Origin of the sequence: Cupriavidus sp. Agwp_2, from assembly GCF_040784895.1 — a bacterium.
Classification (GTDB): domain Bacteria; phylum Pseudomonadota; class Gammaproteobacteria; order Burkholderiales; family Burkholderiaceae; genus Cupriavidus.
In genome coordinates, this window is record NZ_CP088084.1 from 2,288,943 (window position 1) to 2,309,250 (window position 20,308).

Here is a 20,308-nt window from a genome sequence, read left to right on the forward strand (position 1 = left end):
CCTTAGCCCGGCGGGTGCGCCGCCGAGCGCCGGTAATCGCCCGGCGTCATGCCGGTCCAGCGGCGGAAGGCGCGGAAGAACGAATTGGCATCGTCGAAGCCGAGCCGGAAAGCGATTTCTCCCAACGACATATTGCCTTCGGTCAGGTATCGGCCGGCCAGTTCGCGACGCACATCTTCGCACAGCGCGCGGAATCCCGTGCCCGCCGCCATCAGCCGGCGCTGCAGCGTGCGCTCGCTGATGTCGAGGTGGCGCGCCACCGCGGCCAGGCTCAACGCGCGCTCGCCGGCCAGCTGGTGCAGGGCGGCGCGCACGTCGTCCAGCGATGCCGCCGCGTGCCGCGCATCGTGCGTGGCGGCGGGCGCCGGCGGACGGCTGTGGGCCCGGGCGACCAGGCGCAGCGCCAGGTCGCGGCGTCCGAACACGATCGCGTCTTCCGGCTCGCCGAAGCGCACCGGGCAATCGAAGGCTTCGGTATAGCGCAGGTGCCAGTCGGGCTGGCCGATGCGCAGCGAAACTCGCAGCGGATGCAGCGGCTTGCGCGTGAACTGGCGCCCGAAGGCCAGCAGCGAGCACAACTCCATGTCGATGCGCGGGCGGGTGTCGGGCGCCTCCGGTTCGCTCGGGCGGATGCAGACCCAGGCCTCCTCGCCCTGGCGGCGCAGCTCGATGCGGTCGCCCATCATCAGCTTCTGGTAGCGCGCGATACGCCGCAGCGCCGTGCCCAGCGAGGGACCCGCCATGGCCGGCATGCCCGCCAGGCCAAGCAGGTCGGGCTGCATCCGGCTGGCCAGCCACAGGCCGATGGCGGGATCGCCGGTGGCCTGGTAGACGGTGCACAGCAGGTGGCTCGCCTGCTGGGGCCCGGCCTCGGGCATGTCCGGGCTGGGAAGGGTTTCAGGATCGGATTCAGGAGCAGGCACGAGCGCCGACACATCGTAACCGCCTTCACGCAGCGCGTGCAGCAGGTCACGAGGGAACGGCCTGGCCTGGATTGGCTCTTGTAGTGGCATTGTTATTGGACTGGCAAATTGGCGCAAGGCGCCCGTGCTAGCCCCCGGTAAGACTGAGATTACGCGGTGCCGGCGGCGCCTTCAAGGGCACGTGGGGGGTGGATGTGTGGCCAAGGCAGCGCAACCAGGGGACTGGGCCAGGGTGGGGGAGCGGCCTTGCGGGAGGGCATCGACGGCGTTAACACGGTTCGATGCAACGCGTTGCCTAAAATTTGTGCGGTCCGGTGCGTTGCCGCACAGACCAAGGCTTCCGGGGAGGGAGGAGGCAGGATATCCACAGATTCTGTGGATATCACGCCGGGATTTTCAACATGGGTTTGTGCGGCTGCCGCAATGTCCCGGAAACCGGTATGCTGCACAGCTTTGGGACCAGGCTACGCTGCGCCAGCTGCGACGAAGTTACCTGCCGGTTGCGGTGCATGCCGATATCGCGCGTGATTCGCAGGCTATTCCGCCGTCAATTGCTGCTATCCCACTGCCAGCGATCGTCCGGCTGGCATAACCGCAACTCCAGATTGCCTGCCGCCATGCGCCATGACCGGTCGTCCGCAGTGCCCTCTCGCCTGATCTCGGTCGTCACGTTGGCTGCCACAGCGGCGTTATGCGGCTGCGTGGCGCAATACCGGGTGCCGTCGGGCGCCCCCACAGCCAGCGTGCGCCTGCTGACCAATACCGACGAAATCACCTCCTTCGCCGTGGTCGATCCGGCCAAGTGCCCGGTGCCGGCACGCCCGCTGGTACTGGCCGGCACTGGCAAGCAGTTGTCGGCAATCGGCCGGGATCGTGAACTGGGCTTGCCGGGCCGCTCGCCGGAGCCGCCGGCGCGCACGCGCGAACGGCTGGTCGAGGCGGGCCGGCGCATCTACGTGGCCGTGACGTCCAAAGCCGAGCCGCCGTTGCCCGAGCAGCGTTGTGCGGCCGGCGTGTCGTTCGTGCCCGCCCCTGGCGGCTTGTATGAAATCCGGTATCAGCGTGATGAGGACGCGAGCCAGTGCTCGGCGCAGGTATTGCGGATGCAGTCGCTGGAAGGTGGCGGCGCGCGCCTGACCGCCGAGCCGACGCAGCAAGGCTTTCGCGCGCTGCGCAAGGAGTATGTCTGCCAGGCGCTGTGACCGCGCCCGGGCGATGTCGGGACGATAGCGCCTGATGCGGGCATCGGGCGGATCCGTCCGGGCAGGCCCCCGCCCGCCCGTGGCGCGGGGTTACTGCTCGATCAGGAAGCGCTCGGGGCGCTTGCCCAGCCATGCCGGGGCGCGGCCACGGCCGGACCAGGTCTTGCCGGTCTTGGGATCCATGTATTTGGGCGGCAATGCCGAGCCCGAAGCCGCCTTCTTGCTGGCGGCACCTGCGGGGCGGCCGCGCTTGCGCCGGGGCATGATGTCTTCCGCGGTCAGGCCATATTCGGTCATCAATTCGCGGATTTTGTCGATCACGCTGGCCACTTCCGTCGCGCGCACTTCATTCAGCTTGGCTTCCAGCGCTTCCTTCTCAGCCAGGAGTTGCTTGTATGTCGCCATTTATATCCCCTTTCTGCATTTAGGCGGCTGCATGGTACTAGAACATCAGGCGTCGGTTGACATAAAAATTTTACAAAAAATAACGGCGATTGCACGAACTGATTGTCGTGGCCCGTAGCCGGACTGTTTTATAGCGCACCACGGCGCGCCATTGCGGTGTTGGTCTTGCTGCAATGGCAATACCGCCATCGATTTTCGGGAAATGGAAAAGGCTGGCGCTGCCGCCTTTTGCACCTAGACTGGTTCTCTGCGTTGCACAACGTTTCCGGAGACGCCATGAGCCAGCAGATCTTTGTCAATTTGCCAGTAAGCGACCTGCAAAAGTCGATCGAGTTCTTTACCAGTCTCGGCTTTGCCTTCAATCCGCAATTTACCGATGACACCGCCACCTGCATGATCGTTGGCGAGAACATTTTCGTGATGCTGCTGACCGAAGCCAAGTTCCGCAGCTTTTCGCCTAACGACATCTGCGATGCGCGCAAATTCACCGAAGTGCTGGTCTGCCTGTCGATGGATACCCGTGCGCGTGTCGATGAAATGGTGAATGCCGCAGTGATCGCGGGCGGCAATATCTACAAGCCGCCGATGGACCTGGGATTTATGTACGGGCATGGGTTCCAGGACCTCGATGGCCATGTCTGGGAACTGGTCTACATGGATATGGCGGCAATGCAGGGGGCGCAGTAAGGCGCGCACCAAAAAAAACAGCCCGGGAAAGCAGGAAGCCCGGGCTTGAAATCCACCTGGATCGCGGTGGAGGAGACAACTTGTCGTGGACGTCCCGGGCAGTTTGCCCGGGATGCGTCAGGCAGGATCAGATCGCCCAGCCGCCGGCATAGAACGCAGCCAGTACCGCCGCGATGGCGACGGTTCCGACATTGAGCTTGCGCCATTCGCCGGCGATTACGCGGCCCACCACCAGGGTGCAGAATCCCAGCATGATGCCGGTGACGATATTGCAGGTCAGCACGATAAACACCGCGCAGACCAGGCCGGCCATGGCGTCGACCATGTCGTCCATATGCAGGCGGCTGACGCTGGACAGCATCAGCAGGCCCACGTACATCAGCGCCGGCGCGGTGGCGTACGACGGCACCAGCGCCGCCAGCGGCGAGAAGAACATCACCGCCACGAACAGCAGGCCCACCACCACGGCGGTCAGGCCGGTCTTGGCGCCCGCGGCCACGCCGACGGTCGATTCGATATAGGCCGCTGCCGGTGCGCCGCCAAAGAAGCCCGAGAAGATCGAGCTGACCGAGTCCGCCGTCAGCGCCCGCCCGCCATTGTGGATATGGCCGGCGGCATTGAGCTGCCCGGCCTGTCCGGCCACGGCGCGGATGGTGCCGGTGGCGTCGAACACGGCAGTCATCACCAGCGCCAGCACGCTCGGCAGCACCGCCGCGGACAGCGCGCCGCGCACGTCCATGGCGCCGATCAGCGAGACGTGACCCGGTGCGCTCAGCGACGGCAGCGCGAACACTCCGGTGAACTTCACCGCCGGATCGAAGGCCAGGCCCAACGCCGAGATCGCGATGATCACCAGCAGGATGCCGCCCGGCACCTTGCGTCGCTCCAGGCCGAAGATTGCGGCCAGGCCGAGCACCGACATCACCACCGGGAACGAAGTGATCTTGCCCAGCGAGACCGGCAGGCCGGCGTGGGCGTTCTTGACCACCAAACCGACTTCATTGGAGGCGATCAGCAGCAGGAACAGGCCGATGCCGATGCCCGTGCCATGCGCCACGCCTGCCGGCAGGTTGCGCAGGATCCAGGAACGCACCCCGGTCACCGAGATCGCGGTGAAGATCAGGCCCATCAGGAACACGGCGCCAAGCGCGACTGCCGGCGACAGGCCCTGGCCGAGCACCAGGCCGAAGGCCATGAACGCAGTCAGCGAAATGGCGCATCCGATCGCGATCGGCAGCTTGGCCCACAGGCCCATCAGCAGCGAGCCGAAGGCTGTGGTCAGGCACACCGCGACAAAAACCGCGCTGGTGTCGAAGCCGGCCTTGCCCAGCATGCCGGGCACGACGAAGACCGCGTAGACCATTGCCATGAAGGTGGTGATACCCGCCACCACTTCCTTGCGCTGGGTGCTGCCGCGTGCGGTGATCTCAAAATAGGCGTCGAGCCGGTTTCGGACCTCGGGGACGTTGGGGCGTGCCGCATCGGCTTCCGTCGCTGACGACGGATAGGGCTGCTCGATCATGATGAACTGTCTCCTTGCAGGGCGCTGCAACGTCCGTCGTACGGCGCGTCGTCAGGCTTGTCTCACGTGGTTCTGGCTGTTTTCGGTTGGGGGCATGGAGCCTCGCCAACCCGCTGTTATCGGTGTGCCGGCTTGTCGTTGCCTTCTTGTGCGGGCGTGATCTGGGCAAGGCTGAAGGCTAGGTGAGCGCGAGGGAGTCGTCATAACCGCAGCAAAATGCGCGGCATGCGTTGTGGGGAATACCGGAAGTGGAGGATTGTTATCTTGGGGTCGAAGAACGTTGCCAGGTGGCGTTTTGGGCGCCTGGCATTATCACGCGAGCCATATACGGCCTATAGGTACTGACCCGGATGCCGCCCGAGGTACTTCGTTATACTAGGGATAACCCTGAACTGCCTCGCACGGCTGACTGGAATCCGGTCAGATGTGCATTGCGAGGCACTAAACATTCCTCCGATCCGGAAAAGGAAACATTGCCATGCAAGTGCTCGCCGATACCCTTTATCGTCAACCCGCCCAAGCCAAATCGCAGGCTAAACCGCAGGCCAAGTCCAGCGTCCGACCTGCCGCCGAAGCGGCGCGCGAGGTCGACTACTACGCCCGCATGGGCAGCGGCCGCTCGCTGTCGGCCCGTGTCCGCGAGTACTTCGCCCGCGGCTGGACGCTCTACCTCGACAACGCCCGCGCCGTGGCGCCGCTGGTCCACCTGTAAAGCTGTTGTCGTGGTACAGCCGGCGCTCAGTACATGCCGGTACGCGCCATGAACGCCTGCAGGGTGCAGCCACGGCCCAGCAGCAGCCGGCGCGTATGCAGGCCTTCGCGCTCCGGTGGGCTGACCGTCTCGCCCAGCCATGTCAGCGTCTTCTGCCGTAGGTCGACGTAGCCGCCGGCGTAATCCGCGCCAAGGACTTGCCACAGCGCATGCGCGCCGGCCGACTGGCGGGCGCCGCTCAGCAGGCATAGCCCCCCGTCCAGCGCCCAGCGGTACAGCGCTTTGGCCAGGCCGCGGCGCTGGTAAGCGGGCGCAAACTTCGTATGCGGTGCGCGCACCCATGGGTCGGCGCGCCGGCCCACCTCGATCAGGCGGTTGAACACGGTATAGCCGGCCAGACGCTTCTGGATCACGTCTTCCACATACACGTAGTACTCGCCGTCGGCTTCGCGGTAGCGTAGCCGTAGCGCCGGCGTGCCCGCCGGTAGTGCGGGCATGCCGTGCAGGCGGTCGCCGGGCCGGTGGATGCGATCGTGGAGCGCGTCCAGTTCGCGCTCGATCTCACCCGGGGCGAGTTCCACGTCGATGCGCAAAGCCAGCGGACGCGTCAGGGCCGGCGTCGGGGCCAACATCGGGCCCAGTGAAGGAAACGGGACCATGGCTGCGCCTCAGGCTTCGAGGAGCAGATAAAGGGCGGCGAGCGCCGCCATGGCAAGAAGGGTTTGGCGGTAGAGCTGAGGCATGGCTGGCTTTCTCCTGGCTGCATGATCAAGCGGATGCCGGATGGCAATCCGCGCCATGTGCCGTGCGGGGAAGCTCAGGTCTGCTGGAGGGTAGTGTCCCGAGCTGCCCGCACGGCCAGGAAAAGCACGGCGCTGCGGACCACGCCGGAGGCGGCGTGGTCAATGGCGTAGCCCGGTTGCTGCGCGGTCATGGCGAACGCCGCCGCCGGCAGGGCCGGGCGGTTCGATGCGGCGAAGCGGACGATGCGAGACATGGGGCGCGGTGAGTCGGGAATAAGAGGGAACCACGCTTATGCCATATTTGCGCGGCGATGTCCAGCTAACGTGCAGATATCCGCTTTTATCTGCTGCCTACCCACTGGTGGAATGCAGTTGCGACGTGCCCTCGCCGATAGCGTCAGCACGAATCTCAATTGTGAACACTGTCTACATGTACTAGACTCGGAAGCATCGTTCAACGGCCTTCCCGCAGGAGCCATGATGACGACGTCCCCCGAAACCGGCCCGATCACGCTGCTGGTCGCCACCACCAAGGGTGCGTGGACTTTGACCAGCGACGCTGGCCGCGGCCACTGGCAGGTGGCAGGTCCTACTTTCCTTGGCCACACCATCCACCACATCGTGCAGGATCCCCGCGAGCCGTCGCGGATGCTGATGGCCGCGCGTACCGGCCACCTTGGCCCGACTGTATTCCGCTCCGCGGACGGCGGGCGCAACTGGACCGAAGCCGCGCGTCCGCCCGCGTTCGACAAGGCGCCAGAAGGCGAGTCCGGCCGCGTGGTCGACCATGTGTTCTGGCTTACCCCCGGCCACGCCAGCGAACCCGGCGCCTGGTATGCCGGCACTTCGCCGCAGGGGCTGTTCCGCAGCACCGACCACGGCGCCTCGTGGGAGCCCGTGTCGGGCTTCAACGACAACCCGATGTGGCGCAACTGGACCGGCGGCGAGCAGGACGGCACGCCCGACGGCCCCAAGATGCATTCCGTGCTGGTCGACCCGCGCGACAAGCGCCATCTCTACATCGGCATGTCCAGCGGCGGCGTGTTCGAGAGCACCGACGCGGGCGCCAACTGGCAGCCGTTGAACCGCGGCAGCCTGGCCCTCTTCCTGCCCGACCCCAATCCGGAATACGGCCAGGACCCGCACTGCGTGCTGCAGCACCCGGCCAATCCCGACATCCTCTACCAGCAGAACCATTGCGGCATCTATCGCATGGACCGGCGCGAAGGCGTATGGAAGCGCATTGGCGAGGCAATGCCCGCCGAGGTGGGCGACATCGGCTTCCCGATCGTCGCGCACCCGCGGGATGCGCGCACGGTGTGGGTGTTCCCGATGGACGGCAGCGATGTCTGGCCGCGTGTCAGTCCGGGCGGCCAGCCAGCGGCCTATGTCACCCACGACGCCGGCGAAACCTGGCAGCGCCAGGACCGCGGCCTGCCGCCCGAGCAGGGCTGGTTCACGGTAAAGCGGCAGGCCATGGCCACTGACAGCCATGGGCCGGTGGGCGTGTACTTCGGCACCACCGGCGGCGAGATCTGGGCCAGTGTCGATGAGGGCGAGCACTGGCGCTGCATCGCCAGCCACCTGCCGCAGGTCTACGCCGTCAGCGTGGCGCGGCCGGCCTGAGCGGAGCGCAGCCATGCAAGTCCGCATCGCCACGCCGTTGTTTTCCTATACCGGACAGCGCGAGTACGTGGAAGCCCAAGGAGAGAGCATCGGCGCGCTGCTGGACGACCTCGACCGGCAGTTTCCGGGTATGCGGTTTCGCATTGTCGATGAGCAGGGGAAGTTGCGGCCGTATATCCGGGTGTTCGTGAATCGGACCCAGTTAATGCGGCTGGATGCGCCGCTGCGGGAAACGGATGAGGTGCATATCCTGCAGGCGCTGGCGGGGGGCTAGCGGCTGGTTTGCTCCCCTCGTCGTCGGGCCGGCCACCCTCCCGTGACAATGAGCGGCGGGCTTTCAAGGATCCTGTGTGCCGTTTTCCAAAGACCGGCCACGTCGGCCATCTCTCCCATCCCCTCCGGCCTGCGCCGCCGATGCGATGAGCGCCTACATTCACGTCACCCTCGAAGGCGGTTCCGTCAACATCGAGACCTGGGACGTGCGGGGCTGTCGGCGCGATTTCCGCGCGCACTGAGCGTTTAATCGTCTTGCAAATAATTGTCACGACGTCGCGGGGAGATTCCGGCGCGCCGGCATTCGTTCGTCTGCATGCACGAAAAAAAAATCATTCTGGGGAATTCAGATTCTCTAGAACCTGATTTCCGCATGATCGAATGATTTTTAGGAAACGTCCGATATTCCGCAGCGCGCTCCCTTCCATACCATTCGCCATGTATTGACGCGTCTCAAATGCGGGCGCAGCGATTGCTCCGCAAAATTGCCAATCCCTGGCTGCCTGCGGCAGCGAATGTCCAACCTGGCACGAAGTACCAAGCGTAACGGTATGGCGAAAGCGGAGTGAACAAGAATGGCGGAAGGATTTGACGAACTCAAGGCTCCCGGCGCCCGCGCACTCAACGAGCTGACCACCGGGCGGCAGGCTTACTTCCTCGAAGTACCCGGCACGGCCAGCGCCGCCGCGCTGTCGGTGGTGTCCATCGAAGCGGTGGAACGGATGGGCGCCCCCTATGTCGTCACCATCCAACTCACGCACCCGCTTGCGCTCGACCGTGCCGACTACCTGGGCAAGGAAGCCACCTTCCTGATCGCTCCCGCCGATGGCAGCGAGCCGCGCAAGTTCGCGGGATGCATCACCCACTTCAGCCAGACCCGCCAGACCCGCGATTTCTGTGGCTACGAGATCGTGGTCGAGCCGCTGGTCGCGCGGCTGCGGCTCACGCGCGCCAGCCGTATCTACCAGCAGCAGACCGCTCCGCAAATCATCGAGGCGATCCTGCGCCGGCACGACCTCAAGGGCCACCGGTTCGTCTTCAAGACACGCCGCAAATACCCGCCGCACGCCTTCCGCATGCAATACCAGATGTCGGATTGGGACTATATCCGGCTGCTGATGGTGCAGGAAGGCCTGTATTGCTACTTCACCCCCGGCAAGTTCGGCGAGATGATCGTGTTCGCCGACGACATCGACCACTACCTCTACCAGCCTGAACTGCGCGTGCCATACCGCGAGACGGCAGGACTGGAGTCCGGGCAGGAAACAGTGTTCTCGCTCACGACCCATGCCAGGACCATCCCCGAGTCGTTCCGGGTCGCGGACTTCAACCCCGACAAGGCGTGGGAGCGACCCACCGGCGAGGCCAACGTCGCGCGCAAGGAGAAGACAACCTACGGCCAGTCCTACGTCTACGGCACGCACCACCTGGACTTCGAGGGGGGAAAGTGGGAGGCGCTGCTGCGCCACGAGGCGGAGTTTGCCGAACAGTTGGTCTACGCGGGCGAGAGTAATGTGCTGGCGCTGTGCCCGGCGCGCATCCTGCGCATGGACTACGCGCTGCCTGACGCGCCCAACGGACAGGTCGTCACCGAGGTCATCCACAGCGGCGCGCGCGATGCGGCCTACCGCAACACCTATCGGGCGATCCCCTCGGACCGGCGCTTCCGCCTGCCTCTGGACGAGGCCAACTGGCCGCGCATTGCCGGCACGCTCAGCGCGCGCATCACCTCGCCGGGCGAGTACAAGTATGCCTACCTCACGCAGGATGGCCGCTACGTGGTCCGCTTCGATCTGGATTTCGAGGAATGGCCCAACGGCGGAGAGAGCGTGCCGCTGGCGTTTGCCAAGCCGTTCGCGGGGGCGAACCAGACGGGCTTCCATTTCCCGCTGATCGACGGCACCTATGTGGACGTGGCCTTCCGTGACGGCAATCCGAACAAGCCGTATATCGCGCACGTGCAGCACAACAGCCAGCACACGGACCTGATCACCAACCAGGACCGGTGGTTGTCGCGCAACGTGATCCGTACGCAGAGCAACAACAAGCTGCGCTTCGAGGACTGGGAGGGGCAGGAAGGAATCAAGCTGTCGACCGAATACGGTGGCAAGACCCAGCTCAACCTGGGCTGCCTGGTTGACCACACTAAGAAGAAGCGCGGCGAAGGGTTCGAACTACGCACCGACCTCAAAGGTGCGGTGCGCGGCGGTCGGGGCATTCTGGTTACGGCGTGGACACAGCAGCAGGCCAACGGCCAGCAGCTTGACATGACTGCAGCCATGAACGAAATGCGCTCGATCCTTGCTCAAGCACAGGGACTGATGAACGCGGCCAGTCAGTCGAAGGCCGAAATCGCGGACCTGAAAGCCGAGAACGGATGGTTGCGTGACAGCCTGAACGACCTCAAGCAGGCCGTCATGATGCTAGCCGCCCCAAACGGGGTGGCCGTCACCACGCCGGACCGGGTATCGGTCGCAGCCGGGCGGGATGTCAACGTCGCCACCAAGGCGGGCTTCAATGTCAGCGCCCTGGCGAAAATCGCCATTGCCGCCGGTGAAGCGCTGTCCCTGTTCGCCTCAAGGTGCGGCATCAAGGTTTTCGCCGCGAAAGGCAAGGTCGAGATCCAGGCGCAGGCCGATGCGATGGATGTGTTCGCCCACAAGCAGGTCCATATCGCCAGCGCCAGCGAGGACGTGGTGATCAATGCTGCCAAGAAGGCTGTGATAGGCAGCAGCGGTGCTTACCTCGTCTTCGACAATCACAGCGCCACCTTCCATTGCTCCGGCGCCTTCAAGGTGAAAGCCGCGTCCTTTACGTTCGAAGGTCCGGACGGGAAGGACTTTGCCTTGCCGACCCTGCCGAATAGCCAATTGCAGCTCAGCAACCTGTATCCATCATCCCACTGATCATGATCATCAGCCCCCCCTTCCTGCCGGCCAACGGCATGGAATCCAGCGATCCGGCCAGGATTGACCCGATGATGGATGTCGTGGACAAGCTCGAATTGCCCCATCACGGCGTCTACCCCATCGCGTTTGACCGCCGCTGGCATTGCGGTGCGCATCTGCAGCCAAGCCTCCAGAATGAGGCGGTCCGCGCCATCGCGGATGGTGAAGTCGTTGCCTATCGCGTCAGCCAGAAAGCCCTTGGAGATGGGCAAAAGAAGAACGACGGCAGCGATGCACTGAACTCGAACACCGGCTTTGTACTGCTCAAGCACACCACCGAGACAGGGGATGGCAGAACCATTACCTTTTATTCGTTGTACATGCACCTGCTGGATCTCGAAAGCACGCGCACGAACATCAAGCCGTTGCCGGCTAACCCACCGGCGGTCGGATCATCCACGGTGCTTCCGAAATGGCTTTGCTATCCGAGCGATGGCGTAAAGGTGCCGAAAAACCTGAAGGTCTACCGCAAGGACATGCTCGGATATCCCGGAGCCTGCCACGGGCAATCGCACCTTCACTTCGAGATCTTCATGACCGAAGTCGACTTCGGGGCATGGTTCGAACAGGCTGGCCACACGGTGCAGCTTGGAAATGCGGCTCCCATTACCCCAGCGTCAAAAGACTACTGGGGGCATAGCTACTTCGTCATCACAGGCCCTCAAGCGTTCGTCAGTACTCCCCATGCGGTCGGAGCAGCCGCCGAGTACTTTCCAGCGCTGCAGGCGGGCACACTGGACGCCGGCACCAAGCTGTATGTCGAAGCCTATTTTCACAAGGGCCAACGCTACACACGTTCCTGGCTGGAAAAGGTCGACACCATTACGCCGCTGACGCCTGCCCCAGAACGGGACGCCTATGCCGACTACGAGTACAAGATGTACGCGCGCGCCACCGCGCTCTATCCGTCATGCCCGAGCGACGGCTACGAGATGCTCCGGTTCGGGCGGATTTTAAGCAAAGATCTGACTCCGCCTGCTGCCCCGCCAAAGACGTGGGTGGCGGTGACCTTCGATGCGGGCAAGCAGGGCTATGTTGATATTAGCCAGAGTGCCATCCAAAAACTCTCGGATGCGGATTTTCCGTTCTTTATGGGTTGGCAGAAGCTCGACGAAGGCAATACGCCGTTCAGCCAGGACGGCCTGTGCGACCACGACGAATTGCGCAAGATTGTCGATGTGGTTGAGGATATGGAAGCGCCAGCCGAGCGGCTGCGCTCGGAGTGGGTGCAGGAAGACAAGCTGGCTGACTTTATCTCGACCCACGCCGAGGTGCGACAGAAGCTCAGAGGCTTTATTTGTCATGCCCCGAGCGAATGGGATGCCTCCGGCAATGAAGAGCGCTTCAAGCGTCTGAATGACCCGGATGGGTTCTTCGGCAAGCGCAAGGAAACCGATCCGAATGGGTACGCCAATTTTCTCAAGTTCCACACGCAACTTCAGTTTCTGGAGAAAACGCCGCTGGGCGGTGGCAAGAAATTCTGGTTCTTCCATCCGCTGGCGTTCTTGCGGCATTTTAGGAAGTGCGGATGGCTAGATATACGGGAGTTTTCGCAAGCAGTGCCCGCTGAGGGCAAAAGGACAATCAAGTTCGTCTGCGATCTATTTGCTAATGAATTGCGAGACAAACATAATCGTGTGCTGCGTCCAGCGAACTTGTATCCATCGCTGCCGAAAGCCATGAGAAAATATGGCATCAACAATGCTGAACGCGCAGCCCATTGGTTTGGACAAATCCTCCAAGAGACTGGGCTATTTTCCTGCATGCGAGAGCTAGGTGATTTCGAGTATTTCAAAAATTACTATGAAGGCCGCTGCAAGGAGAAAGTGGAGCGCATAATTGGGGGGGTGTTACAAAAACTAAGCCCTCTTGGAAATTGCAATCCTGGCGACGGTGCGAGATTTTCTGGAAAAGGAATGATTCAGTTAACTGGTGGGGATAATTACAGGAAGTACGAAGCCTATCGAGGCGGAGAGAATTTCACAATTGATCCTGCGCCGGAGACCATCATAACGAATGCTAACAATGCCTGCGATACCGGCGGATATTATTGGGCAAGCAAACAACGATACACAATGCAAAACAAAAAACTCATCCCTTTAGGGAAACAGGGAATCAACTACTGGGCCGATCAAGGCAATCTTGGGAAACTAACGGTTACAACTGTTGCCAAAACAGTGGTGAGCGATGTCACGGTGTGTGTTAATGCTGCTAGAGATGGGCTAGGTAATCGGGTGAAGTATTTCATTCACGCTTACTCATACATTTCCGATATGGCGCAAGATTTTCTTCCTGATTACAAGCCAATGAAAAATTAATGATGAAATTTCACTCAGCCTCAGTGATTTTTATTTTCTCATATTTCCCTTGTCTGGATTTGCATCAACAGATTGCGGATTGATAGTTCCAAAAGACGAAAAAATTGTCTTTGCAGAGGGTGAAAAATGCGTATTTGAGATAAAGAATTATAAAAATTATGCGGGGCTGAATTACGCCTACATTTTTAATGATTCCGTGAAAAGCAGAATTGCAAACGAATCCACTACATACATGGGCAGCGGCGCTAGATATTTTGTCTTTGATGAGGTGGATGATCCGAGGTTCACGCAACACACAATCAAAAACAAACCCATTTTACAGACAAAGACTAATGGATTAACTGCTTATATTGGCGAGTGGGTTGGTTTTGTTCAGGTGGCTTCAGAATATAAAGAGCCAAATTCCGGATATTCGTTAAATGTAAAATGTCTGTCAGCAGTCATTGGTAACGAAAGACACTCTTTGCAAGCGCGGTTCTGTGCGCCCCATACCCGTAAAGGCGATGCACAGGTAGAGCGTTTTAAGAAGCTGATATTGAAGACGAAAACTTCGAGTGCCGAATGAGTGCCCGCTCTCCGATCCGTCTCGGTGACGCACTCGAAAACGGCGGCCAGGTCACCAGCGCCTCACCGACCATGACCTTCATGGGCCGCCCGCTCGCGCGCGAGGGCGATGCCGCGCTCTGCGCCCGTCACGGCCCGACGACGCTTGCAGAAGGTCACGACGGTTTCCCCGATCAGGATGGCAGGGCCGTCGTCATGCACCACCACCGCTGCGCATGCGGCTGCCGATTGATTTCATCACTCCAGAACGTCCATATTGCCTGAGCATGCCGATTGATTTATCCCCGGCTGGGGAGGCAAGCCCGTACCCGGAGCGCGGTCCGCGTTTGTTGCCGTGGCTCGCCATATGGGTCGCTTTCTGCGTCGCCGGTGCAGCAATTGGCTTGTCGCTGTGGCCCAAGGGCGTGCCGGCACGTGGGATCCTGTTCTGGTGGCGCATTGTCGGCATATCGAATCTCGCATTCGTGATTGTGCTCGGGGTCGCGCGCATGGGTTATGAGGTGCAGTGGTATCGCGCCCATCACTGGAATGGGCATCGACGGCGATGGCTTGGGGCGCGGGTGCGCGAGGCCCAGCGTCCCTTGCAGGTGCTGGGGGCGGGCTCCTGTTTGCCCCTTCCCGGGCACGAGAGCCTGTCCGGAGCGCTGCAAGCGGGTAAGCCGCTGATTGCGGAGCAGTCCCCGAGGAAAGGCGCAGGACTGATCCCGCATAACCGCTTCGAGGGCGAGTCACAGTCCGATGTCCCCGTCGAAGGCACTTTGCGAGAGAAAGTCCCTGATCTCGATGCGCCTGTCGAGCCAGCTACCGAGACGGTGGCCACGATGGTCCTGAAGCTGGTCGAGGCACTGCAGCCGCTGGCCGAGAGCCTGCGCGCGCTCAGCCGGTATGGACAGAGGTATGCACCAGCGGTTCACGTGCTGGTTGGTCCCGAGATGGCCGTCCTGCGACTGGCCCAGGTACAGGAGGCCTTGCGCCGCATGGACTTGCCGCGCCTGGATTGTCAGCCAGTGCCGGCGTCTGATGGGCTTATGGTGGTCGACGCTTGGCTCGACCAGCAAGAATGGCGTCCCATGCTGCTTGTGGCCGCCGAATGGCACGATGCCAACCCCCCGGTCAACAGCGTCGAGGGCTGCGTCGCCGTGTTGCTTGACCCTGGCTGCTTTCAGTTGCCCGCGCCGGTCAAGGTCCTCGGCAAACTCCACCGCCCGCTGGCCGGCGGAATTAGTGCCCTGGGCGACCTCATTGCCAACGCGGTCCTGTGGGGCAACGCCGAGCCGGCGACCTTGCAGCGAGCCTGGGTGACCCGACTGGGCGGCGAGCACGATATCGCACTGCTTGCCGCGCTGAAGGCGGCGCACCTGCCGCAGCTTGGCGAGTTGGAGGCACAACGCCGACCCGATCGCGTAGTCGGCGAGAGCGGCACGATGAACCCTTGGCTATCCATCGCCGCCGCCATCGAATCCCGCGAGAGCGGCGTCCACCTTGTGCTCGACCACACCCACGCGGCGGTCCTGCACGTCCTCCCGTCACCGCATGACGAATCTGAGCAATGACCTGGCGGCGCTGGCTTCCGATGCCCCGCCCTCAAAAAAGCCTGGTGCCATAGCCCTGTGGGGTGGCTGCCTGGTCCTAACCGGCATGGGCGCGGCAGCGGCCCTCGTGACATGGCTCGAACGGGGTTTGTTTGGGCTAGCCTCGCTCGATGCCAGACTTACTGTCCTGCTGTGGATTCTGCTGATCACCGTTGTCGCCATCGTGCTGTACCTGATCGCCATACTACTTGGCGCCGACAAGGCCACAGCTCGGTTATTTGCACGCGAGACAGGTAAGACCGGATCGCCATCGCTCAAGAAGCTGAAGCGCGACGCCCGCCTGGAGGAATTGTGCAATGAACTGCGGAGCCTGCTGGGCTGGCGTTGGCGCTACCGCATGCCATGGCTGATGCTGTGTGGCGACGAGACCAGGATCAACGAGGTGGCGCCCGGCCTCAAGCAGGCCGGCGTCTGGCGTTCGGACACAGCCGTACTCGTCCACGCCTCGCCCGATGGCATCGCGGCATCCTTATGGCTCAAGCAACTCCGCGGGTTACGTTGCCGCCCGGTCGATGGGATGGTGCAAGTCGTCCCGGGAAACCAGGCGGTGGCACCGGACATAGAATCGCTGCGTGTCCTGGCGGCGCTCCAAACCGAATTGGGCTGGGCCGCGCCGGTGACATTCCTTCATCCCGTCGAATTGAAAGGCATCCACCCGGAGGAGTTTGCCGCTATCGGCACATTCCCGGCAGCGGCCAATTGCCGGACGGACGGCAGCACAGCCACCGGCCTACATGAGGCACTGGCCTCGCTTGAGACGCGCAGCGCCGTGCTCGGGGTGCAGTGCGCGATAGCACCCAAGCCGACGCGCTTCATCGCCAGCATCTCGGCCTATATCGGCGCGCATCGCGCCGGCATCGTGAACCGGTGGACCGCATGGCAGGCATCGGCATGGCGGCGCTCTCCACTGGCCGGCGTCATGTTCGCACCTGTGTTCGCCACGCCTGCGATGCAGATTCCCGTCCCCAGCGAGGATGCCCCCGACGATGTGGTCAAGCGGGCGACAGCGATGCTCCCCTCCGAACGCCTTGGCCTTCATCAAGCCACGCTGCTGCCCACCTGGCGAGGGATTGCCGAAGGCGCCAAGCGCCATCGAGTTCGCCGCATCGGGATGCATCCGATGGTGGTGCTGGCGGTACTCGCTGTTGTGCTCGCCGGCGCGTGGAGTGCCGGCATGCTGGTGTCCGGCCTGCGCAATGCGCAGGACATTAGTACGGCGCGGCAAACCATTCAGGCCATTCACACGGCTTCCAACGCCGCCGCGCGCCTGAAAGCGCTGCTGGCCCTGCAGCAGCAGATCGAGCGCCACGAGCATCGCGTCCAGCATCATGCGCCTCTCGCAACCCGCTTTGGCCTGAACCGTGACCGGGAGGTGCTGGCGACCCTGTGGAAGTCGTACACGCAGGCGAGCCGCCTGCTACTGGTCGCGCCCGTGCAGCAGGACCTGGAAGCATCATTGGTGGATCTCTCGCAAATGCGGACCGACTCGCTGGACGAGCAAACCAGCCGCTGGGCGCTGGGCGGCCATGCAGGGCTGAAGACGTACCTGATGCTGGCCGAGCCCGAGCGGGCCGACTCCGCCTTCCTGGCACCGCAACTGGTGCAGCACTGGTCTACCGACGCGCGGATCACGCCGGGCGAGCAGCAGGATCTTGGCGAACGCTTGCTCAAGTTCTACGCGCAGCACCTGAAAGCCAACCCGGCCTGGCGCATCGAGCCTCGGTCCGACCTGGTGGCCGGCGCGCGCCAGACCCTGCTGGCGGCGATCGGGGAGCGCAACGCCGAGGACACGGTCTACCAGGGCATCATCAACGCCTTCGGCGACAACGGTAGTAACAAGTACCCCGACCTGAACCTGGTGTCGCTCACAGCGGGCACCGATCCCCGCGGGCTGCTACGCACCGCGGCGATCGTGCCTGGCGTCTTCACCCGCCAGGCCTACGAGGGATATGTCGCCCCCGCGATCGAGGCGGCCGCCAAGCGGACTGAGATCGCCAGCGACTGGGTGCTGAGCGATGGCAAGGCGCAGGGCGCTCAACAAACGACGGGCCGCTCGGCCGAAGCCCTGCAGGCGGCTCTGACCGAGCAGTACTTCGCCGACTACGCAGACCGCTGGCAGGGCTTCATGAACAGCGTGCAATGGGAAGCGGCGCCGACGCTGCCCGCCGCGATCGACCAGCTCACGCTGATGGCGGATGCCCGCCAGTCACCCGTCATCGCGCTCATGAAGTCGCTCGAATACCAGGGTGGTGCCGGTGCCCGCAAAGACTCCCTGTCCGACACACTGGTAGCCAAGGCTCAGGACCTGCTGGGCAAGAAGGCGCAGGGACCGGACACCGCCAAGCCGAATACGGCAGGCTCGCTGGGCGCCGCATTCGGGCCGGTGCTGCGCCTGGTGGGGCAGACCGGGCAAGGCGCCAGCGGCGACCTGAGCCTGCAACGCTACTTTGACCGCGTCACGGCGCTGCGGCTGCGCCTGCAGCAGGTCAGCACGAGCGCCGATGCGGATGAGCAGGCCCGCCAGATGGCGCAAGCCCTCTTCCAGGGCAGGACTTCCGATCTCGCCGACACGCACGCCTATGCGCAGTTGATTGCGGCCAGTCTTGGCGCGGAATGGGCCGGCATGGGCGATGCCCTGTTTGTGCGCCCCATCATGCAGGCCACCCAGGCCATCGTGCTGCCCGCGCAGGCCAGCCTGAATGCTGCGTGGCAGCGCTTCATTGTCGCCGAGTGGGACCGGACCTTTGCCGGACGCTATCCGTTCGCCGACACCACCAATGACGCCTCGTTACCCGAACTCGCGCAGTTCCTGCGTCCGCAGGGCGGCATGATCAACACCTTCCTGGCTACCCAGCTCGCGGGAGTACTGGAGTTGCAGGGCAACCAGTGGGTGCCCGCAGCCGGTGCTGACGGCATCACCTTCGACCCCGCGTTCCTCAAGACCATCAATTTGCTTCAACGCATCGGCGCCCACATGCTGGTCCAAGGAGAGCCGCAATACCGCTTCGAACTCAAGCCGGTTCCCACCCCGGGACTTACCGATACGGTGCTCTCCATCGACGGGCAGAAGCTGCATTACTACAACCAGCGCGAGACCTGGCAGCGGATGGCTTGGCCTGTGAACAACCTCCAGGAGCCGGGAACACTTCTGCGATGGCAAACCGAGACGGCGGGGACCAGCAAGAGCTTCGAATTCGGCGGGCGCTTCGCGCTGTTGCGCATGCTGGCAAGCGGCCACATCGAGCAGATCGACGGCGCCACCTACCAGATCGGTTGGCCGGCCGAACCCGACACACGCTCCGCACCTGAAGACGGAGCGGCACCGTCACAGCCCATGCCTCGCATGATTCGGTTCCAGATGCGTAGCGAGGCCGGTCCTGGGCCACTGGAGATGCTGTCCCTGGTGGGGCTGAAGATGCCGTCGCGCGTGTTTCTGGTCGGCAAAGATGAGGCTGCCGTACAAGCGCCGTCGCCTGTTGCAGCGAAGGCCAGACGCGGAGGGGCACGATGAAAGTACTGGCGTCTATAGCGTCTGCAAGTAAGCCCACGGATAGATGCCCCGATCGTGCCCATCGTCAAACACGATCTGGATGCCATAGCCCGTATCCTCCACGCCGACGACGCGCACCGCTTGCGCCGGCGCATCCTCCGCACGCTTGCTCCGGCATGCAGCGCAACGGCACGCCGCACGCAGGCGCGAGTGATCGAGCGACTGGCAACGCCCATCCGGCCAGTGAATGCGCAGTGTCGCTTCAGTGCTGACCAATTCCAACCGCGCGGGCACCAGCATGCTCATGCCTCGCCATGCGGTTGGCCGATCTGCGCCAGCGCGATCCGCACGGCCTTGCGCACCTCGGGATCCCCATCATTGGCCGCGGCGGACAGTGCCGGAAGAGCCGCGGGATCACGCAGGCTGCCCAGCGACAGCGCGGCTTCCTTGCGCAGGTTGCTGATCGCATGGGCAAGCTGCACGGTGAGGGGCGCCAGTGCCTGCCGGTCGCCGAGCTTGCCCAAGGCACGCGCCGCCTGCAGCCGTACCTGCCAATAGGCGTCTTCCAGAGCCGCGATCAGCGGGCGCACGGCTTCGGCGAATTTCAGCTTGCCGAGCGTCTGCGCGGCTTCCTCGCGCACCTGCCAGGCGCTGTCGCCCAGCGCGGCAAGCAGCGCGTCGCGCGCCGACGCGTCGGCAGCCAGCCCGAGCGCCCCGGCCGCGGCGCGCCGGACTTCGGTGTCGGCATCGCCGGCGGCGACCCGCGCCAGCGCGGGCAGCGCTTCGCTGCGCCTGAGCCAGCCCAGCACGGTCACCGCTTCGCGCCGCACCGGCGCGGCGCTATCGGCCAGCGCCGCCATCGCGGCATCGAAGCCCGGCGCGTAGCGCAATTCGCGCAGGCCGCGCCAGGCTGACGCGCGGACAAAGGGATCTTCATGCGTGACACAGGGCAGCACGGCCGCGCCGGAGCCGGGGTCCTTCAGTTCCGCCAGCGCAAGTGCCGCGGCTTCTGCCACCTCGCGGTCGGCATCGGCCAGTGCGGCAGCCAGCGCGCGCACGACTGCATCCGCTTCCCAGCTCGCCAGCGTGCGCGCGGCTTCGGCGCGCACGGCCGCGGCCGGGTCGGATTGCAGCCGCTGCAGCAGCAGCGGGACACCGGCTTCGTCTTCAAGGTCGGCGAGCTGCAGAACCGCCACGCGGCGCACGGCGGGGTCTGGGTCGGAGAGGCGCGGCGTAATCGCGCCGATGGCTGGGTCCAGGGTGAACAGGGAATCGTCGGGCAAGGCGGAAACGTGCGGCATGG

Annotated in this window: 18 protein-coding genes; 11 read left to right on the plus strand and 7 right to left on the minus strand. The window is 63.5% G+C overall.

Annotation, left to right across the window (positions count from 1 at the left end):
* Positions 1-2: 2 nt before the first annotated feature.
* Complete coding sequence (locus LPA45_RS28125) at positions 3-1,013, minus strand: AraC family transcriptional regulator (protein WP_116322403.1); 1,011 nt, start codon at positions 1,011-1,013, stop codon at positions 3-5.
* Positions 1,014-1,564: 551 nt separating this feature from the next.
* Here LPA45_RS28125 and LPA45_RS28130 point away from each other — a divergent pair.
* Positions 1,565-2,125 (plus strand): hypothetical protein, encoded by a 561-nt coding sequence (locus LPA45_RS28130; RefSeq protein WP_317923742.1) that lies wholly within the window; start codon positions 1,565-1,567, stop codon positions 2,123-2,125.
* Positions 2,126-2,215: 90 nt separating this feature from the next.
* On the opposite strand, the gene LPA45_RS28135 is transcribed toward LPA45_RS28130, so the two are convergent.
* On the minus strand, positions 2,216-2,530 hold the full coding sequence (locus LPA45_RS28135; RefSeq protein WP_116322401.1) for an H-NS histone family protein: 315 nt from the start codon (positions 2,528-2,530) through the stop codon (positions 2,216-2,218).
* Between the two features lie 276 nt (positions 2,531-2,806).
* Between LPA45_RS28135 and LPA45_RS28140 the strand changes: the two genes are divergently transcribed.
* Positions 2,807-3,217: a VOC family protein gene (locus tag LPA45_RS28140; protein ID WP_116322400.1), complete on the plus strand. Its 411-nt coding sequence runs from the start codon at positions 2,807-2,809 to the stop codon at positions 3,215-3,217.
* Positions 3,218-3,344: 127 nt separating this feature from the next.
* On the opposite strand, the gene LPA45_RS28145 is transcribed toward LPA45_RS28140, so the two are convergent.
* Positions 3,345-4,739, minus strand: coding sequence for an NCS2 family permease (locus LPA45_RS28145; protein WP_317923741.1), 1,395 nt, complete (start codon positions 4,737-4,739; stop codon positions 3,345-3,347).
* Positions 4,740-5,217: 478 nt separating this feature from the next.
* Between LPA45_RS28145 and LPA45_RS28150 the strand changes: the two genes are divergently transcribed.
* A complete protein-coding gene (locus LPA45_RS28150; protein WP_116322398.1) occupies positions 5,218-5,451 on the plus strand; it encodes a hypothetical protein in 234 nt (77 codons plus the stop codon).
* Positions 5,452-5,477: 26 nt separating this feature from the next.
* Here the strand turns inward: LPA45_RS28150 and LPA45_RS28155 are convergent, their stop codons facing one another.
* Both LPA45_RS28155 and LPA45_RS28160 read right to left on the minus strand, forming a co-directional pair.
* Positions 5,478-6,110, minus strand: a complete 633-nt coding sequence (locus LPA45_RS28155) for an N-acetyltransferase (RefSeq protein WP_116322397.1) — start codon at positions 6,108-6,110, stop codon at positions 5,478-5,480.
* 158 nt (positions 6,111-6,268) lie between these two features.
* On the minus strand, positions 6,269-6,448 hold the full coding sequence (locus tag LPA45_RS28160) for a glycosyl hydrolase (RefSeq protein ID WP_116322396.1): 180 nt from the start codon (positions 6,446-6,448) through the stop codon (positions 6,269-6,271).
* 226 nt (positions 6,449-6,674) lie between these two features.
* On the opposite strand from LPA45_RS28160, the gene LPA45_RS28165 reads away from it, so the two are divergent.
* The 8 genes from LPA45_RS28165 (at position 6,675) to LPA45_RS28200 (ending at position 19,026) form a co-directional block, all read left to right on the plus strand.
* Positions 6,675-7,820, plus strand: a complete 1,146-nt coding sequence (locus LPA45_RS28165) for a glycosyl hydrolase (RefSeq protein WP_116322395.1) — start codon at positions 6,675-6,677, stop codon at positions 7,818-7,820.
* Between the two features lie 13 nt (positions 7,821-7,833).
* Positions 7,834-8,094 carry a MoaD/ThiS family protein gene (locus LPA45_RS28170; RefSeq protein WP_116322394.1) on the plus strand — a complete coding sequence of 87 codons (261 nt, stop codon included), beginning with the start codon at positions 7,834-7,836 and terminating at the stop codon, positions 8,092-8,094.
* Positions 8,095-8,668: 574 nt separating this feature from the next.
* A complete protein-coding gene (locus LPA45_RS28175; RefSeq protein WP_317923737.1) occupies positions 8,669-10,999 on the plus strand; it encodes a type VI secretion system Vgr family protein in 2,331 nt (776 codons plus the stop codon).
* A 2-nt stretch (positions 11,000-11,001) separates the two neighbouring features.
* Positions 11,002-13,359 carry a hypothetical protein gene (locus LPA45_RS28180; protein WP_271815855.1) on the plus strand — a complete coding sequence of 786 codons (2,358 nt, stop codon included), beginning with the start codon at positions 11,002-11,004 and terminating at the stop codon, positions 13,357-13,359.
* Positions 13,360-13,408: 49 nt separating this feature from the next.
* The gene (locus LPA45_RS28185) at positions 13,409-13,924 is read left to right on the plus strand and encodes a hypothetical protein (RefSeq protein WP_317923736.1); all 516 of its coding nucleotides are present in this window, start codon (positions 13,409-13,411) and stop codon (positions 13,922-13,924) included.
* Entirely contained in the window at positions 13,921-14,187 is a 267-nt protein-coding gene (locus LPA45_RS28190; RefSeq protein WP_116319357.1) for a PAAR domain-containing protein, read from the plus strand. Before LPA45_RS28185 ends, LPA45_RS28190 begins: the two co-directional genes overlap by 4 nt.
* A gap of 119 nt (positions 14,188-14,306) precedes the next feature.
* Entirely contained in the window at positions 14,307-15,476 is a 1,170-nt protein-coding gene (locus LPA45_RS28195; protein ID WP_233528113.1) for a hypothetical protein, read from the plus strand.
* On the plus strand, positions 15,457-19,026 hold the full coding sequence (locus LPA45_RS28200; protein ID WP_317923735.1) for an ImcF-related family protein: 3,570 nt from the start codon (positions 15,457-15,459) through the stop codon (positions 19,024-19,026). Before LPA45_RS28195 ends, LPA45_RS28200 begins: the two co-directional genes overlap by 20 nt.
* 12 nt (positions 19,027-19,038) lie before the next feature.
* On the opposite strand, the gene LPA45_RS28205 is transcribed toward LPA45_RS28200, so the two are convergent.
* Positions 19,039-19,311, minus strand: a complete 273-nt coding sequence (locus LPA45_RS28205; RefSeq protein ID WP_367395060.1) for a gamma-butyrobetaine hydroxylase-like domain-containing protein — start codon at positions 19,309-19,311, stop codon at positions 19,039-19,041.
* On the minus strand, positions 19,308-20,306 hold the full coding sequence (locus tag LPA45_RS28210) for a HEAT repeat domain-containing protein (RefSeq protein WP_116319363.1): 999 nt from the start codon (positions 20,304-20,306) through the stop codon (positions 19,308-19,310). The genes LPA45_RS28205 and LPA45_RS28210 overlap by 4 nt, the downstream gene beginning before the upstream one ends.
* Between the last annotated feature and the right edge of the window lie 2 nt (positions 20,307-20,308).

Bases quoted from the DNA above. Each gene is read 5' to 3' on its own strand.
- LPA45_RS28125 (WP_116322403.1), bottom strand. From the start codon at position 1,013: ATGCCACTACAAGAGCCAATCCAGGCCAGGCCGTTCCCTCGTGACCTG.
- LPA45_RS28135 (WP_116322401.1), bottom strand. From the start codon at position 2,530: ATGGCGACATACAAGCAACTCCTGGCTGAGAAGGAAGCGCTGGAAGCC.
- LPA45_RS28140 (WP_116322400.1), top strand. From the start codon at position 2,807: ATGAGCCAGCAGATCTTTGTCAATTTGCCAGTAAGCGACCTGCAAAAG.
- LPA45_RS28145 (WP_317923741.1), bottom strand. From the start codon at position 4,739: ATGATCGAGCAGCCCTATCCGTCGTCAGCGACGGAAGCCGATGCGGCA.
- LPA45_RS28150 (WP_116322398.1), top strand. From the start codon at position 5,218: ATGCAAGTGCTCGCCGATACCCTTTATCGTCAACCCGCCCAAGCCAAA.
- LPA45_RS28155 (WP_116322397.1), bottom strand. From the start codon at position 6,110: ATGGTCCCGTTTCCTTCACTGGGCCCGATGTTGGCCCCGACGCCGGCC.
- LPA45_RS28160 (WP_116322396.1), bottom strand. From the start codon at position 6,448: ATGTCTCGCATCGTCCGCTTCGCCGCATCGAACCGCCCGGCCCTGCCG.
- LPA45_RS28165 (WP_116322395.1), top strand. From the start codon at position 6,675: ATGACGACGTCCCCCGAAACCGGCCCGATCACGCTGCTGGTCGCCACC.
- LPA45_RS28170 (WP_116322394.1), top strand. From the start codon at position 7,834: ATGCAAGTCCGCATCGCCACGCCGTTGTTTTCCTATACCGGACAGCGC.
- LPA45_RS28175 (WP_317923737.1), top strand. From the start codon at position 8,669: ATGGCGGAAGGATTTGACGAACTCAAGGCTCCCGGCGCCCGCGCACTC.
- LPA45_RS28180 (WP_271815855.1), top strand. From the start codon at position 11,002: ATGATCATCAGCCCCCCCTTCCTGCCGGCCAACGGCATGGAATCCAGC.
- LPA45_RS28190 (WP_116319357.1), top strand. From the start codon at position 13,921: ATGAGTGCCCGCTCTCCGATCCGTCTCGGTGACGCACTCGAAAACGGC.
- LPA45_RS28200 (WP_317923735.1), top strand. From the start codon at position 15,457: ATGACGAATCTGAGCAATGACCTGGCGGCGCTGGCTTCCGATGCCCCG.
- LPA45_RS28205 (WP_367395060.1), bottom strand. From the start codon at position 19,311: ATGAGCATGCTGGTGCCCGCGCGGTTGGAATTGGTCAGCACTGAAGCG.
- LPA45_RS28210 (WP_116319363.1), bottom strand. From the start codon at position 20,306: ATGCCGCACGTTTCCGCCTTGCCCGACGATTCCCTGTTCACCCTGGAC.